The organism is Tundrisphaera macrotermitis (genome assembly GCF_051175315.1).
In the GTDB taxonomy this organism is placed as follows: domain Bacteria; phylum Planctomycetota; class Planctomycetia; order Isosphaerales; family Isosphaeraceae; genus Tundrisphaera.
Genome location: NZ_CP195100.1, coordinates 6,852,987 through 6,868,993, shown reverse-complemented (window position 1 = coordinate 6,868,993; position 16,007 = coordinate 6,852,987). Strand labels below are relative to the sequence as shown.

Genomic DNA, 16,007 nt, shown 5'->3' with positions numbered 1-16,007 from the left:
ATGCCCCTGGTCAAGATGGTCCGCCACGAGGCGAGGCAGATGGCCGTCGACCGGACGCTGGCCGCCGTGGTCGCGGCCCTGGCCCTGGTGGTCGCCTACGGCGTCTCCAACGGCGCGAGCTGGGCCTCGTTCCAACGGCGGGTCCTGGACGGGGTCGCCCGCGAGGAGGCGGCCCGGATGGAGGCGCTGGGGAAGCGGATCGGATCGGCGGGCGAGGATCGCGGGGTGCCCGCCGATCAGGTCGGACTGGCCCTCGGCGTGCGCGAGGCGAGCATGCCCCCCGGCCCGCTGGCGACGCTGGCGATCGGCCAGGCGGATCTCTATCCGTACCACGCCACGGTGACGACCGCGAGCCGCCAGGCGTCGCAGGCCGACGACGAGATCGAGAACCCGGCTCACCTCCTGTCGGGCCGGTTCGACCTGGGGTTCGTCATCGTCGCCCTCTACCCGCTGGCGATCCTGGCCCTGGGTTACAACCTGCTGTCGGCCGAGAAGGAGCAGGGGACGCTGGTCCTGATCCTGTCCCAGCCGGTCCGGCCCGGGACGCTGGTGCTGGCCAAGGTGCTGGCCCGGGGGGCGGTCGTGCTCGGACTCTCGCTGGCGATCTCTTTGGCCGGGTATGCCCTGGCGGGCGGGCGGCCGTCCGGAGATGGCCTGGCCCGGCTCGGCCTGTGGGTGGCCGTGGTCGTGGCCTACGGGGCGTTCTGGTTCGCGCTCGCGGTGACCGTGAACGCCTTCGGGCGAAGCTCGGCGACGAACGCCCTGGCACTGGCCGGGATCTGGCTCCTGGTGGTCGCGGTGATCCCGGCGCTGGCCAACGTGTTCATCCGGGCGACCTACCCCGTGCCGTCCCGGGTCGAGCTGATCCAGGCGATCCGCTCGGCCTCCGACAAGGCCCGGGCCGAGGGGCCCCGGCTGAGCGAGAAATTCCTGGAAGCCCACCCGGAACTGGCCCGCGGCCGCGGCGAGGCCAACGAGTTCGCCGTGCAGACCCTGGCCGTGCAGGAGGCGACCGAGGCGGGCGTGGCCGACGTCCTCGCCCGGTTCGAGTCGCAACTCGTCCGGCAGCAGGGGCTGGTCGACCGCTTCCGGTTCCTGTCCCCGGCGATCGCCGCGCTGGAAGCCCTCCAGGATGTGGCCGGGACCGGGTCGGCCCGCTACCGCCACTTCGTCGGGCAGGTCGAGGCGTTCCACGCCCGATGGCGCGAGTTCTTCCGCCCCCGCATCCTCCGGGGAGAACCGATCCGCGCCGAGGATCTCGGCCATCTCCCCGCGTTCAGCTTCCGGGAGGAGCCGCTGGGCGCCGTCGCCGGCCGGGTGGCGATCGGCCTCGCGGGGCTGGTCGTCCCGGCGCTCGCGGTGGGGCTGCTGGGCCGGCGGAGGTTGCGACGCTTCCCGATCGTGGGCTGAACCCGAGGCAGACGAGACGCGACATGCACCGAACATCGATCCTGAACCTGGCCCTGATCCTGGCGGCTTGCCTCGCGGCCGGCGCGGCGGATCCCGAGCCGGCCCGTCTCGTCGAGGCCGGGCGCTATCGCGAAGCATTGGCCCGATTCGAAGCCCAGCCGGAACCGGGCGACGGCGGGAGGATCCTCCTCGGCCGGATCCTGCTGGGCCTCGGCCGCTACCAGGAGGCCGAGGCGAAACTCGCCGCCCCGGGGCCACCGGCCGCCGAGCCGGCCCGGCTGGAGGCCCTCTCCCGGATCGCCGAGGCCCGGGGCGACCTGGACCGGGCCATCTCGACCATGGCCGAGGCCGTCGAGGCGAGGCAGAAGGGGATCGCCTCGGTCGAGTCCCTGGACGGGGCCAGCCTCCTGTCCGAGGCCCGCACCCGGCTGGGCGCGGTCCTGTTCCGCGCCGGGCGGCTCGACCCGGCGAAAGAGCAGTTCCAGAAGGCGATCTCGCTGGTCAACGACGCCCACGCCAGGCTCCACGCGGCGGACGTCCCCCACGACGAGCGCGACCCCCGGCTGGTCGCGGGCGGGGCCACGGCCGGGCTCGCCCGGGTCTATGGGGCCCAGGGGGACGCCGCCCGGGCCGAGCGAAGCTGGCGGGGCATCATGGCCCGGACCGACGACCCGGCGGTGCTCATGGACCTCGCTTCCTATTACCTGGCGAAGGGGGATGCGAAGTCGGCCCAGCGCCACCTGGACCGCGCCCTTCGGCTCACCGAGGGCAAGCCCGCCCACCGGGCGTCGCGGGCCCTGATGCTCGCCGGCAAGCCGGAGGCCCGTGCCGAGGCGCTCGCACTGGCCGAGGCCGTCCACGCCGATGGGCCCGACGCCCACGCCTGCGACACGCTCGCCTGGGTCCTCCATCTGCGGGGCGACCACGAGCGGGCCGCCGCCATCCTGGCGCCGGTGCTGGCCCTGGGCTGCCGGGACGCCTTGATCCTGTACCACGCCGGCCGGATCGCCGAGGCCCGAGGCCAGGCCGACGAGGCGAAGCGCCTCTATGCCCTGTGCCTGGAGATCAACCCCGGGTTCGACCCGGTCGCCTCGGCCGATGCCCGGAAACGTCTCGGCCGATCTTGATGTGAACCCTTCGAGCCCGCGACAATCCCCCCCCGATCCCGAGAGGCATCATGAGAATCGCGAACCCCCGGCTGCTGCTGCCCGCCCTCGTCGTCGCCGCGACCGCGATCACGGCGCAGGCCCACACCCTCCGCGTCCTGGTCACCCGCCCGGTCCCGCAGCCGGGCTTCCGGAACACGGTCTACCTGTCCTATGGGCACCTGCTCCCGGTCGACGAGGTGATCCCGGCCGAGGAGGTCGGCCCTTACCAGGTCCACACGCCGTCCGGGGCGGTCAAGCCGCTCGCCACGTCGGGCAAGTCGCTCCACGCCAACGACGTCGTCTTCGACGAGCCCGGGATGTACCAGGTGGCCGTCACTCGGATGGCGCTCACCTATGTGTCCTACACCGAGGCGTCCGGCAAGGCGGGCTTCGCCCGCCAGCCCAAGGACAAGTTCACGCTGCCGGAGGGGGCGAAGCTGACCTTCTCGGCCCGGAGCCACCAGTTCTCCAAGGCGGTCGTCCTGAACGAGATCGCCGAGGGGCAGCCGACCCCCGCCCTGGGGCATCCCCTGGAGATCGTCGTCGAGAGCAAGCCCGGGAAGCGCGGCTACTCGGCCGACGAGCCTTTGAAGGCCCGCCTGCTGTTCCAGGGCAAGCCGCTGGCCGGGGTGAAGGTGTCGGCCGCGAGCACGACCCGCAACCCGGACGGGCTCCCCGAGGTCTCGGCGGAGACCGACGCCGAAGGTCGCGTCTCGCTGGAGTTGATCGAGCCGGGCACCTGGGTGCTGGACGCCCTCCACGTCACCGAGTCGGGCCCGTCCGACCGCGCCGCGTTCGACAACGAGCGGTACGTGGCGACCACGTCGATCCCCGTCACGGACAAGTGACGCCTCACGCCGCACCACCCCACCGGAGGCCCGCCCCGCGATGCTCCAGGCGATCGACCTGACCAAACGCTACGACGACGGCCATCTCGCCCTGGACCGGCTCAATCTGTCCATTGAGCCGGGGGAGATCTTCTGCCTGCTCGGGGCGAACGGGGCCGGCAAGACGACGACGATCAACCTGTTCCTCCACTTCCTCGAACCGACCTCGGGCACCGCCCGGGTCAAAGGTCTGGACGTGGCGGAGCATCCCCTGGAGACCAAGCGCCACCTCGCCTACATCCCCGAGATGGTGATGCTCTACCGGAACTTCTCGGGGCTGGAGAACCTGGAGTACTTCGCCCTGATGGCCGGCAAGGACCACTACTCCCGCGACCAGCTCATGGAGTTCCTGGCCCGGGCCGGCCTGCCCGCCGACGCCGCCCGGCGCCGGGTTTCGGGCTATTCCAAGGGGATGCGGCAGAAGGTCGGCATCGCCGTGGCGCTGGCCAAGCAGGCCGGCGCGCTGCTGCTCGACGAGCCGACGTCGGGCCTGGATCCCCAGGCGTCCAACGAGTTCTCCGGCCTCCTGGAGCGGCTGGGCGACGACGGCGTGGCCGTGCTCATGGCCACCCACGACCTGTTCCGCGCCAAGGAGAGCGGCACCCGCGTCGGGATTATGAAGCACGGCCGGATGGTGCAAACCCTCCGCACCGAAGAGATCGGCCACGCCGACCTCGAACGCCTCTACCTCGATCATATGAAAGATTGATCGGGGCACGGGCGCGACGAGGTTGGGTTCGTTCGGGAAAATCTCCCGCCGGGGCTGGTATTACGATTTCGGGAATCATAATATCGGGGCGGCTCGTCGAGGTTCGGGAGGTTGCGCCCCCCGGCGACTGAGGCCCCCCCACCGCCGACGAAACGAACCCAACCATGTTGAACCGACGCTTCCGGCCACGCCGCCTTCGCGGGTTCACGCTGATCGAGCTGTTGGTCGTCATCGCGATCATCGCGGTGCTGATCGCCCTGCTGCTGCCCGCCGTTCAGGCGGCGCGCGAGGCGGCCCGGCGGGCCCAGTGCACCAACAACCTCAAGCAACTGGGCATCGCCCTCCACAACTACCACGACACGATGGGCCGGCTGCCCTACGGGGCGATCGTGGCCCAGCCGGGGAACTTCTGGTATCCGACCGGGGCGCAGGGGGAACACTACCGCTATTCGACCCTGGCGATGCTCGCCCCGTTCCTGGAGCAGACGCCGATCTTCGGGGCGATGAACTTCAGCTACCCGGTCTACATGTCGGACAGCACCATTTCCCCGCCCAACGTCACGGCCTTTTCCATGCGGGTCAACCTGTTCCTCTGCCCGAGCGACGCGGCGAAGACGGTGCAGGCCGGGTTCGGCCCCGCCAACTACATGGCCAACGCCGGCAATGGCCTGCCGGGAGGGTCGGCCCTGCACGACAGCCCCAACGGCTGCTTCTTCTACAACTCGGGCGTGACCTTCGCGGCGATCAGCGACGGGCTGAGCCAGACGGTGGCCATCGGCGAAAGCATCCTGGGGCGGGAGAGCGGGCCGTTCTCGGTCCCGGCCGGCACCCCGGTCAACCCGCAGGAGATCATGGCCCAGCAGTCGGCGGTGGCGATCACCACCGTCCCCCCGGCCAACCTGACCCTGGCCGAGTGCCAGGCGGCCGCCGCCGGGACGTCGGGCTACTACAACGCCCAGCGCGGCGGGGCCTGGGTCCAGGGGGACTTCCGCCACGCCCTCTATACCCACTACCTGACCCCCAACAGCAAGACCTACGACTGCCTGCGCGGCAGCGACTACGGCTGGAAGGCGGCCCGGAGCCGGCACCCGGGCGGGGTGAACTCGCTGCTCTGCGACGGCTCGGTCCGGTTCACCAAGGATACGGTCAACCTCGCCACCTGGCAGGCGCTGGGGACCCGGGCCGGGGGTGAGATCGTCTCGGCCGACGCCTATTGATCCCCGGCGGCCTCGGCGGGCACATCCCGAGGGCCGGACGTGTCGCGGACCATCAGGGCGTACAGGCAGGGCAGGACGAACAGGGTGGCGGGCTCGCCGGCGATCAGCCCGCCCAGGATGGCGCGGGCCAGGGGGGCGTTGGTCTCGCTGCCCCGCTCGATCGCCAGGGCGGCCGGGATCATGGCGAAGAAGGCGGCCAGGGCGGTCATGGTCACCGGGCGGACCCGGACCGAGGCCGCCTTGCGGATCGCCGCGATCGGGGATAAGCCCTCCTCGCGGCGGATCTCCTGGGCATAGTCGGTCATCAGCACCGTGTTGGCCACCTTGATCCCGATGATGAAGATCATCCCCAGGATCGACTGCACGTTGACCGCCGTCCCCGTGAAGTAGAGCATCGGGAACACGCCGGCCATCGAGATCGGCACGGTCAGCATCACCGTCAGCGGCACGATGTAGGATCGGTCGAGCGCGACCATCAGGAAGTACATCAAGAGGACCGCCAGCGCCATGCCGATGGCCAGGTCGCGGAACGTCTCCTGCATCCGGGCGTACTCGCCGGTCAGGGCCATCGACGACCCTTCCATCGGCGTCCGGGCCGTCTTCGAGCCCGAATCGGCCGGGTCGTAGGGGGCCCACGTCCCGTCGGGCCGCTTCGTGCCGAACTGGTCGAGCGCGGCGGCCACGTCGTCGGCGATGTGCCCGAGGTCGCGGCCCTCCACGCCCATGGTCAGCTCGATGGCGGCCTGGAGGTCGTCGTGGACGATCTCGGTGGGGACCGTGGTGCGGGAGACCGTGGCCAGGGTCCGCAGGGGCACGGGCTGGGCCTTCAGGACGCCGGTGATCGGGATGTCCAGCATGGTGTCGATCGACACGATATCCTTCTCGGGGTACTGGACGCCGACGTAGTACTGGTTGTGGGTCTTGGGGTCGATCCAGAAGTTGCGCTTGTTGAAGGTGATCGACGAGTTGAGCGCCGCCACCACGTTCTGCATCACGTCCTGCTGGGTCATGCCCAGGTCGGCGGCCTTGGTCCGGTCGACGTTGACGACGTATTCGGGGTAGTTCTGACGCTGGATGATCCGGGCGTCGACGATGCCGTCGATCCGCTGGACCTCGGACTGCACCATCGCGGCGACCTGCGCGGCCTTGCCCAGGTCCTTGGCGACGACCCGGATGTTCAGCGGGGTCGACTTCCCCTCGTTCATCGCCCCCTTGATCAGCCCCCCGGCGTCGAAGGCGAATTCGAGGTCGGCGAACCGAGGCTCCCGCTTCACCGCCGCGCGGATCTTCGACACGTATTGCTGGGCCGAGGCCCCGCGCTTCTCGGCGAGCTGGACGTGGACCACGGCATCCATCGGCCCGGCGTTGGGGGTGTAGGCCGCCGACCAGTCGGGGGTCACGCCGATCTCGGTGACGATCAGCTCCAGGTCGGCCTTGGGGATCTCCTTGCGGACGAATCGTTCGACCTCGTCGATCCGGTCGTTGGTGACCTCGATCCTGGTCCCGCTCGGGGCCCGCACCGCCATGTCGAAGGCGCCGCCGTCCGCATCCGGGAAGAACTCGCGACGCACGATCGGGATCAGGGTCGTGAGCGACAGGGCCAGCAGGCCGAAGGCGCAGGCGATCGTCGTCCGGGGCCGGGCCAGCACGGCGTCCAGGCCCCGGGTGTACAGGGCGATGCCGCGGTCGATCACCTTCTCCCAGCGGGCGAAGGCCCGTCCGACGATCCCTTTCGGCTCGCCGTGGACGTGGGGGCCGAGCCACTGGGCGGCCCGCGACGGCACGAAGGTCCGGGACAGGATGTACGACGAGATCATGGCGAAGGCCACGGCCAGCGCCATCGGCCGGAACAGGAACGGGCCCAGCCCGGGCATCAGCGCCAGGGGGGCCAGCACCAGGAAGGTGCACAGGGTGGAAACCAGCTCGGGCAACGCCACCTCGCTCGCCCCGCGATACGCCGCGTCGGCGGGGGTGGCCCCCAGGCCGAGGTGGCGGTGGGTGTTCTCCAGGCAGATGACCGAGCTATCCACCATCGGCCCGATCGCCAGCGACAGGCCGGACAGCGTCATCACGTTGATCGTGTTGCCGGTGACCAGCAGGCAGGTGGCGGCGGCCAGCACGGAGAGCGGCAACGTCAGGATCGCGATCGCCGTCATCTTGGGCTGGCCCAGGAAGAGGAGGATGACCAGCGAGCAGAGGATCGCCCCCAGCACCCCCTCCTGGACCAGGCTGGCGATCGCCTGGCGGACGTAGACCGACTGGTCCATCACCAGCTTCAGGCCGATGCCCGGCTTGCTCAACCGCGCCGTCATCGAGGCGAGGCTGTCCTTGAGGGCGTCGACGACCTTCAGGGTGCTCGACCCGAGCTGGCGGAAGATCGGGATATAGACCTGCTTGCGGCCGTCGACCCGGACGATGTTGGTCTGGATGAACGACCGGTCCTCGGCCTTCGCCACGTCCCGGATGAACGCGGCGTTGCCGTGCTCGGTGCGGAGCGGCATCTCGCCCATCTTGTCGACCAGCGCGTACATCGAGTTGGAGTCGATGGCGTAATCCGTCGTGCCGAACTTGGCGTCGCCGGTCGGCAGGAAGATGTTGTAGGCGTCCATCGCCTTCATCACGTCGAGCGGGGCCAGCCCGCGCGCCTGCATCCGGGCGCGGTCCATGTAGAGCATGATCGCCCGGAGCTTGCCGCCGTAGACCACCGGGGCCACGGCGCCGGGGCTGCTCATGATCATGTTGCGGACCTCGTACCGGCCCACGTCGTAGAGCGTGGCCTCGTCGGCCGTCTCGCTGTTCAGCGCGACCAGCCCGATCGGCGTCAGGCTGGTGGGGTCGAACGGCAGGACCACCGGGGGCAGCGTCCCCGGCGGAAGTCCCGGCACGGCCGCCAGCGCCAGCGAGTTGGCCTGCGTCAGCGCCCCGTTGGGGTCCACGCCCCCCTGGAAGTAGTTGCGGATGATGCTGGCGCCGACGATCGACCGCGACTCCTGCCGGGCCATCCCGTTGCACTGGCCGACCCATCGCTCCAGGGGGCTGGTGATGTCCTTCTCGATCCCCTGCGCCGGCATCCCGCCGTAGAAGGTCAGCACCTGCACGGCCGGGCTCTTGAACACCGGCAGGATGTCCACCGGGATCATCCCCAGGCTCAGCGTCCCGATCACGGCGATGGTGAGGCAGAAGACCGTCACGGCATAGGGGTTGTTCAACGACGCGCGGATCAAGCCATTCATCGGCCCACGGACCTCCCACGACGACGGGACCCTGATCCCATCACCATAAGCGATGCGACCGCCAAACGGGCCTGGCAAGTCGTCGGGGCCGGGGAAAGCGTCTCGATCCGATCGCCGGGACTCAGGCGCCCCGCCGGCGACGCCACAGGGAGATCCCGACGGCCAGCAGCAGCGCGGCGCCGGACATCGCGGCCAGCTCCGCCGCCGGCCACTCCCGGGGGGCGACGGCCCGGACCGGGTCGACCCCCACCGAGGCCTCTTTCTTCGGCGCGGGGGGCGCCCCTCCCGGCACCTGATAGGCCTTGTTCGCGATGGTATCCATGACCGAGACGCCGGGCGGAGGCGGCTGCCAGAACATGGTCGCGGGATAAGGCCTGTTGACCGCGATCGACTCGACGTGGAATTTCCACTGGCCCAGGGAGTTCCCATCCGGGTCGAATGCGGCCTGGGTCGAATCCACGACCACGAGCCGCCCCTGGATGTTTTCGACGGATTTCGCGGTCCAGACGCCGAGCGTCTTGTTCTCGGCGCGGGCCGTCTCGTCGCGGTAAAACTCGAACTTCAACGGGGTGCCGGTCGCCCGGTCCAGGTAGTACACCTGATCTTGCGGCGCGTTGAACATGCGGACCTGGGGGAACAGGTACAACTCGCACTTCCGCCCGATGACCTCCCCTTCGTCCAGATGCCGCCCGTGGGCCAGGGCCTCGTGCAACGGTTCGCGCCCCACGTAGAAGAAGCGGAGGGGGACGGGGACCTCCTTGCGGCCGCTCGAATCTTCCAGGTAATAATGCCGCTTGATCTGGAGCATGACCGGCCGGGACGGGTCCTCGCGGTCGAAGGAGAGGTCGGCGAACCGCGTCCCCGAGCCGTAATGGATCGAGTGCGACTTGAGCACGCCGTCGGTCGTCCCCCGGATCTCGCAGAATCTCTGGCCGGCGGCGGTCTCGACGTAGTGTTCTTCGTGGGTATCGAAACTGCCCGGGGCGTTCGGCACGGCCGGGCCCGGGGTGATCTTGGTTTGGACCCGGATCTCCACCGACTCCTGGGATTCGAATCGCCGGGTGAGGTGCTGAGCCAGCTCGTTCGTGATCGGGTCCATCGAATGTCCCTCAAGTCGTCGGGGGTCGGTTGGCCTGGTCCGCCGGTCGCGATCGAGGACCCGCGACATCGCTCTCGCCCGGGAAGCCCGGGCTATTCGGGGATCACTTCACCCCCGGCCCGGGTCCCCATGGCGCGCCAGACGGCCTGGGACGTCCCCGAGGACGCCCACCGGACCGAGCCGTCCGCCATGGCCGCGTTGACGCCGCCGGGGTGGTAGCTGCGGGCGGAGAACAGGCCCGAATGGAGGTCGTAGATCGGGCCCCCGCAATCCGGGATCGACGTGTTCGGGGGGGCCGAGGCGTAGAACTCCGTGAAGACCGCCCCGAAGAGCATCCACGTCCCCCCCGCCTCCAGCCTCGGGACAGGCTTGGTGATCCGGGAGCAGGCGTTGACCCAGTCGTCGGGCGTGCTCGTGTTGATGTCGAAATATTCGGACCAGTCCCGGAACGGCGAATACACGCCCGCCGCGCCGGAGCCGATGGGCTTCTCCGAGAAGGCCAGCGTGTTGGAAAGCCCGTCCGTGACCGCGGACAGGGGCGAGCAGTACCGGAACCGCCCGTCGTCCACCAAGGCGAACACGCCCCCGTAGTGATCGGGGGGCCTGCCGCCCGCAGCGGCCCAGGTCGAGGTCCCCAGCCCGCTGCAGGCGCGATACGAGACCGGGGCCAGCGGCCGGGGGGACCGGTTCGGGTCGGACGGGCAGAGGAAGACCTCGATCGTGCGGAAGACCTGCGTGGCGTGATTGATCTGCAACGATTCGACGGTCAATCCCGTCGGCGCCGCGAAGTTGATGCTGTCGTGCAGGGCGCGTTGTTCCAGGAACGGCAGGAGCCTGACCTGCACGGAATACCCCGAATAGACCTTGCCTCCCACCGCCGGGGCCCCGAAGGTAATCGCGGGCGGGAAGCCGCCGTGGACGCCTTCGAACTGATGGGTGGCCCGAATCAATTGCCCGAGGTGGTTCGCGCACTGGGCCCGCCGCGCGGACTCCCGCGCCGCCTGCACGGCCGGCAGAAGCAGGCCCACGAGCAGCCCGATGATCCCGAGCACGACGAGGATCTCGATGAGCGTCACGCCCCTCCGCATGGCCATCGGGGGGCCTTGGCTCAATGAATGTCCGCCGTGGGCGGGGGATCGCCTGCGTGGGGGGCCGACGTGCATCGGAATCGACTCCCGGCGTGTGGTCGTCCGCTCATGGCTTTGTAGAATTGAAGTATGTGGAAGGATTGCGGACGCGATGCGGGCTGTCAAGGAATAACCGAAGGGATTCATCCGGCGGGGCGGAAGAGCCCTCCTCGCCCCCGGTGTCCGCGGCCGTCGTTGACCGGGGTTGCGGGGCGTCCTATGCTCCAGGCGGCGGCCTCCCTCCCGTCGGGAGGTCGCGGCCGGCGGTCGATCGAGCCGGCGTCACGCCATGACCGCGAGGTTTGACCCGTGGACGAGCCAGGAACCGCATCCGCCGCGCAGGTCCCGCAGACGCCGGACGCGCCCCGCCCGAGATCCGGCGGGCATGGGCTGGGATGGCTGGCCGCGCTGGTCGTGCTGGCCGCCGGGGCGGGGGGGGCTTATCTGTTTTATGGCCGAGGGCCGGCGAAGGCCTCGGCCGGGCCGGAGAAGCCACGCGCCGGGATCGCGGTCGTGGTGGCGCGGCCGCGCCCGGGGGGGATCGAGCGGACGACCACGCAGGCCGGCTCCGTCCACCCGTTCGAGCACGCGGCGCTGTTCGCCAAGGTCTCCGGCTATCTCAAGGATCAGAACGTCGATATCGGCTCGCGGGTCAAGCGGGGGGACCTGCTGGCCGTGATCGACGACCCCGAGGTCGACCAGGCGGTCGCGCAGAATGCCGCGTCGCTGGAGCAGGCCAAAGCCCGGGTCGGGGTCGCCGAGTCGAAGATCCGCAGCACGACGGCGGACAAGGACGCCGCCGACGCGATGGTCAAGGAGTCCGAGGTCGACGTCGCCAGCAAGGCCGCCAACCAGGAGTTGCAATCGAAGCAACTCGACCGCATCCGGGGGCTGGTCGAGCGGAACGCCGTTGAGGCCCGCCTGCTGGACGAGCAGCAGGACCGCTTCGACGTCGCGACCTCGGACCTGGGCGCGGCCCGGGCGGCGGTCCTCACCGCCAAGGCCCAGGCCCTGGCCAGGCAGGCGCTGATCGACTCGGCCCGCGCCGACCTGGCCGAGGCGAAGGCCAACGTCGGCGTCGCCGAGGCCAACCTGGCCCGGGCCAAGGTGATGCAGGACTACACCAGGATCACCTCCCCCTATGATGGCGTGATCACGCTCCGGAGCTTCCACCGGGGCGACTTCGTCCGGTCCGCCTCCGAGGGGGGGACCGTGCCGGTCCTGGCCGTGGCCGTGACCGACAAGATGCGCGTGGTCATGCCGGTGCCCGACGTGGACGTCCCCTACACCAACCCCGGCGACCCGGCCACCCTGCGGATCGTCGCCCTGCCCGGGTCCACGTTCCACGGCGTCGTGTCGCGGATCGCCGAGTCGGAGGACCCGCAGAGCCGGAACATGCGCACCGAGATCGACCTGCCCAACCCGGACGGGCTGCTCCGCGAGGGGATGTACGGCCGGATCACGCTCCTGCTCCAGAAGGCCGCCCCCGGCAGCGTCACCATCCCGTCGTCGGGTCTGGTGGGCCAGGCCGGGACCGGCGAAGGATCGGTCTACGTCGTCCGCGACGGCAAGGCCCGGCAGGTCGGCGTCAAGGTCGGGTCGGACAACGGGATCGATGCCGAGATCCTGGAGGGGCTGTCGACCGGGGATTCGGTGATCGTCCGCTACAACGGGTCGATCGCCGACGGCACGCCGGTCGCCCCCGAGCCCGGATAGCCGGCGCAGGCGGGACGCCGTGCAGGGCCGGCCCGCCGAATGCCCGGATTGCCGGGCCCGCGATGGCCGATACAACGGCGGAAGCGGGCGGCATCGGTCGCCCCGAGGCATCCTCCGATCCCAAAGGAAGCCACGCCATGCCCCGGACCCGGCTCGGCCTCCGACCCAGCTTCGATTCGCTCGACCCGCGCCTGGTCCTCAGCGCCTCGCCTTCGAACGCGATGGCCCTCCGGCCCGCGGCGGCGATCGCCCCGGCCGGACGGACGTTCACGCCCGCCGATCTCCAGGCCTACGCCGACGCCTACCTCTCCGTCCGGGGCGGGGTGCGCTATAACCCGGCCTACGACTTCAACCGCAACGGCCGGATCGACCGGAGCGACGTCGTGCCGATCCTCCGGGGGCTGGCCCGGTCCACCCCGAAGGTCCCGTTCCGGCTCCTGGTGGACCTCGCCCCCGAGGACCGGGCCCGGACGCCCCACCCGGCCAACAACGGCGGCGTGACCCGCATGGATCGCGTGACCGTGGTCGGCCGCACCACGCCGAACTCGATCATCTTCACCGATATCACCGCCGCCGAGCCCGGCCAGACCATCATCAACTTCCGCTACGAGGGGAAGCCGGTGGTCAGCGACGCCCGGGGGCGATTCGAGATCGACGTGAAGCTGGCCGACCTGGCGGACGGGGGATCCCTGACCACCAACAACTACCTGGTCCAGGACCCGTTCGGCCACCAGGCGAGGCGCGCCTTCCCGGTCCTGCGGCTGCACCGCTGAGCCGCCGCCGGGGCGGCCCGGCTCAGCGGCGGGGCGGCCGGCGGCGCGGCGGGGACACCCCGGCGTGCCCGGCCTGCGGGATCGGCCCGCCCAGGTCGGCGAGGCGGCGGCGGAGTTCCCAGCTCGTCGGGACCTCCATCCGGCGCACGGCGTCGCCGTCGTCGAACTCCAGGTCGGTGGTGATCCGGACCCAGCAGGAGACGCGCTCCGCGTCCCCTTCCATCGGATTCGGCACCGCCCAGCAGCGGGCCGAGGTCCCGGGGCCGCCGGACGCCAGCCGCCGGCCGTCGGGGCTGAACGCCAGGGCCCGGACCGGACCTCCGTGCTTGAGCGCGGGGCCGACGGGCAGGCCGGTGGCGGCGCACCAGAGCCGGACCATCCCGTCCGGGCCGCCGGTCGCCAGCAGCGTCCCGTCGGGCCGGAAGGCGAGGCAATCGACCCGCGACCGCCGATCCAGGGGCTCGCCGATCGGCCGGCCCGTGGCGGCGTCCCGGAGCCGGGCGGTCCCCTCGTCGCACGCGGAGGCGACCGCCATCCCGCCGGGCCGGACGGCCAGGCAGCGGACCGCCCCCTGGCCGGGCAGGGTCGCCGTCGCGGTTCGCTGGCCCGCGTCCCAGAGCCGGATCGTCCCGTCGGCGCCGCCGGTGGCCAGGGTCGGCCCGCCCGGGTCGAAGTCCAGGGCGGTGATGGGCGCCCCGTGGTCGAGCGGCACGCCGATCGCCCGGCCGGTGGCGGGGTCGCGCAGGGCGACCCGGCCATCGTCGCGGGCGATCGCGACCGCCGACCCGTCGGGGGCGAAGGCGACGGCCTGCGCCCCGGCCCGCCCGAGCTTCGCCGCCGCGATCGCCCGTCCCGTCGCGGCATCCCACAGGAACGGCCGGCCCGGCCCGGCCTGCGCCGCGAGCCGCGAACCGTCCCGGCTGAAGGCCAGCGAGCCGATCGGGACGCCGGCCCGGATCGGCGGCCCGGCCGGCTCGCCGGTCGCGGCGTCCCACAGCCGGATCAGCCCCTCCGCCCCGCCGGTCGCGATCCGGTCCCCGCCCGGGGCGAAGGCGATGGCCCGGATCGGGCCCTCGTGCGATAGCCTCGGGGCGAGCGGCTTGCCGGTGGAGACGTCCCAGAGCCGGGCCTCCCCCTTCTCGCAGGCCGTGGCCAGCCTCCGCCCCTCGGGGCAGAAAGCGATGGCCCGGATCGGGGCGCCGTGGCGGAGCGATCGCTCCAGGATCCGCCCCCCGGCGTGCCACCCGGCCAGGCTCGTGCGGATCACCCGGGGGAGGTCCGGCGGCTCCGCCGGGACGGTCTCCAGCGCCCGGGCCAGCCAGAGCATCCCCTCCTCGCCGGCCGCCCGGTCGAAGCACGACTGGGCCCGCTCCAGGCAGAGCCGGGCCAGCGAGACCCGCATCTGTTCCAGGGCCTGCTCCTGCTCGCCGCGATAGCGGACGTCGGCCAGCCAGGCCTCGATCTCGCCGGCCAGCGCCAGCGGCGAGGCGTGGCGATCGGCGGGGTTCAGGGACATGGCCTTCAGGCAGATCGCCTCCAGGGCCGCGTCGACCGACCTGCGCAGCCGGCGCGGGCCGGGGAAGATCCCGCGCCGGACCCGGTCCAGGACGCTGGACAGGTCGCCGTCGGGGAACGGGTCGTGGCCGACCAGGACCGTGTAGAGGATCGCCCCCAGGCTGTAGACGTCGCTGGCCGGGCCGACCGCATCCGCGTCGCCCGAGGCCTGCTCGGGGCTCATGAATCGCGGCGTCCCGATCAAAGACCCCGGCCGGGTGATCGACGGGTCCGGCCCCGGCGTGCCGGCCGGATCGCCCTGTTCCCCGGACTGGCCGACCAGCTTGGCGATCCCCCAGTCGACGATCAGGGTCTCGCCGAACCGGCCCAGCATGATGTTCTCCGGCTTGAGGTCGCGGTGGACGACCCCCTGCTCGTGGGCGTAGGCGACGGCGTTGCAGGCGTCGATCACGCTCCGGAGCAGCCGGCGGAAGGCCGGGTCACGCGCGTCCTCGGTGGTCCCCGAGGCGTGGAACCGCTCGATCGCCGCCCGGAGCGTCCCGCCCTGGATCAGCGGCATCGCGTAGAACGGCCGCCCATCCGGGTGCCGACCCAGGCTGTAGATCGGCACGATCCCGGGATGCTCCAGCCGCCCGGTGACCTCCGCTTCGAGCAGGAACCGGGACTGGGAGGTCGGGTCGTGGGCGAAGCGGGGCTGCAGCTCCTTCAATGCCACGGATCGATCGAGCTGGCGATCCAGGGCGATGAAGACCTCGCCCAATCCGCCCCGGGCGTGGGAGCCCAGGATCCGGAATCGCCCCGCCTCCGTGGCCATGCCCGCCGCGTCCCGGCCCCGTCCGTCCCCCGGGATGCCCGCCGCCGCATCCTGGAAGAAGGATGCGGTCGGTTCGGCCTCGCCGCGACGGTCGACCCGAGTGGAGTCGGAGTCGGCCGCCCGGTCGGCCCGCGTGGCGTCGGGGTCGGCCGCCTGGTCCTCCTCGGCCAGGTCCTCCGGGCGATCCGGCGCGGCGATGTCGACGATCGTCTCCGCCGTCGTCCGATCCCCGGCCTCGGAGGCTGTCCCCCTCCCATCGCGGGCGGTCGCCCCAACTTCCGGCACGCGGGGCCCGGTGCGGAGGGCGTGGGGCGTGTTGAGTTGCCGGGGCATCGGGGCCTCCCGACCTGGGTGCTGGA

11 protein-coding genes are annotated in these 16,007 nt (G+C 71.4%); 7 read left to right on the top strand and 4 right to left on the bottom strand.

Annotation, left to right across the window (positions count from 1 at the left end; all coding sequences use genetic code 11):
* From TA3x_RS27795 to TA3x_RS27775, 5 genes are all read left to right on the top strand, one after another.
* Window positions 1–1,410 carry an ABC transporter permease gene (locus tag TA3x_RS27795; protein WP_435017937.1) on the top strand — a complete coding sequence of 470 codons (1,410 nt, stop codon included), beginning with the start codon at window positions 1–3 and terminating at the stop codon, window positions 1,408–1,410.
* 23 nt (window positions 1,411–1,433) lie between these two features.
* Window positions 1,434–2,537 carry a tetratricopeptide repeat protein gene (locus tag TA3x_RS27790; RefSeq protein WP_435017936.1) on the top strand — a complete coding sequence of 368 codons (1,104 nt, stop codon included), beginning with the start codon at window positions 1,434–1,436 and terminating at the stop codon, window positions 2,535–2,537.
* A 50-nt stretch (window positions 2,538–2,587) separates the two neighbouring features.
* A complete protein-coding gene (locus TA3x_RS27785; RefSeq protein ID WP_435017935.1) occupies window positions 2,588–3,406 on the top strand; it encodes a DUF4198 domain-containing protein in 819 nt (272 codons plus the stop codon).
* Between the two features lie 40 nt (window positions 3,407–3,446).
* Window positions 3,447–4,154, top strand: a complete 708-nt coding sequence (locus tag TA3x_RS27780; RefSeq protein WP_435017934.1) for an ABC transporter ATP-binding protein — start codon at window positions 3,447–3,449, stop codon at window positions 4,152–4,154.
* A gap of 164 nt (window positions 4,155–4,318) precedes the next feature.
* On the top strand, window positions 4,319–5,371 hold the full coding sequence (locus TA3x_RS27775; protein ID WP_435017933.1) for a DUF1559 domain-containing protein: 1,053 nt from the start codon (window positions 4,319–4,321) through the stop codon (window positions 5,369–5,371).
* Here TA3x_RS27775 and TA3x_RS27770 read toward each other — a convergent pair.
* The 3 genes from TA3x_RS27770 to TA3x_RS27760 all read right to left on the bottom strand — a co-directional run bounded on the left by TA3x_RS27770 (window position 5,365) and on the right by TA3x_RS27760 (window position 10,797).
* Window positions 5,365–8,604, bottom strand: a complete 3,240-nt coding sequence (locus TA3x_RS27770; RefSeq protein WP_435017932.1) for an efflux RND transporter permease subunit — start codon at window positions 8,602–8,604, stop codon at window positions 5,365–5,367. The two genes, TA3x_RS27775 and TA3x_RS27770, sit on opposite strands and share 7 nt — an antisense overlap.
* Before the next feature lie 121 nt (window positions 8,605–8,725).
* The gene (locus TA3x_RS27765; protein WP_435017931.1) at window positions 8,726–9,703 is read right to left on the bottom strand and encodes a hypothetical protein; all 978 of its coding nucleotides are present in this window, start codon (window positions 9,701–9,703) and stop codon (window positions 8,726–8,728) included.
* A 92-nt stretch (window positions 9,704–9,795) separates the two neighbouring features.
* Window positions 9,796–10,797 (bottom strand): DUF1559 domain-containing protein, encoded by a 1,002-nt coding sequence (locus tag TA3x_RS27760; protein WP_435017930.1) that lies wholly within the window; start codon window positions 10,795–10,797, stop codon window positions 9,796–9,798.
* Between the two features lie 342 nt (window positions 10,798–11,139).
* On the opposite strand from TA3x_RS27760, the gene TA3x_RS27755 reads away from it, so the two are divergent.
* Together TA3x_RS27755 and TA3x_RS27750 are read left to right on the top strand one after the other, a co-directional pair.
* Entirely contained in the window at window positions 11,140–12,546 is a 1,407-nt protein-coding gene (locus TA3x_RS27755; RefSeq protein ID WP_435017929.1) for an efflux RND transporter periplasmic adaptor subunit, read from the top strand.
* A 137-nt stretch (window positions 12,547–12,683) separates the two neighbouring features.
* The gene (locus tag TA3x_RS27750) at window positions 12,684–13,319 is read left to right on the top strand and encodes a hypothetical protein (protein WP_435017928.1); all 636 of its coding nucleotides are present in this window, start codon (window positions 12,684–12,686) and stop codon (window positions 13,317–13,319) included.
* 22 nt (window positions 13,320–13,341) lie between these two features.
* Here the strand turns inward: TA3x_RS27750 and TA3x_RS27745 are convergent, their stop codons facing one another.
* Window positions 13,342–15,981 (bottom strand): WD40 repeat domain-containing serine/threonine protein kinase, encoded by a 2,640-nt coding sequence (locus TA3x_RS27745; protein ID WP_435017927.1) that lies wholly within the window; start codon window positions 15,979–15,981, stop codon window positions 13,342–13,344.
* Between the last annotated feature and the right edge of the window lie 26 nt (window positions 15,982–16,007).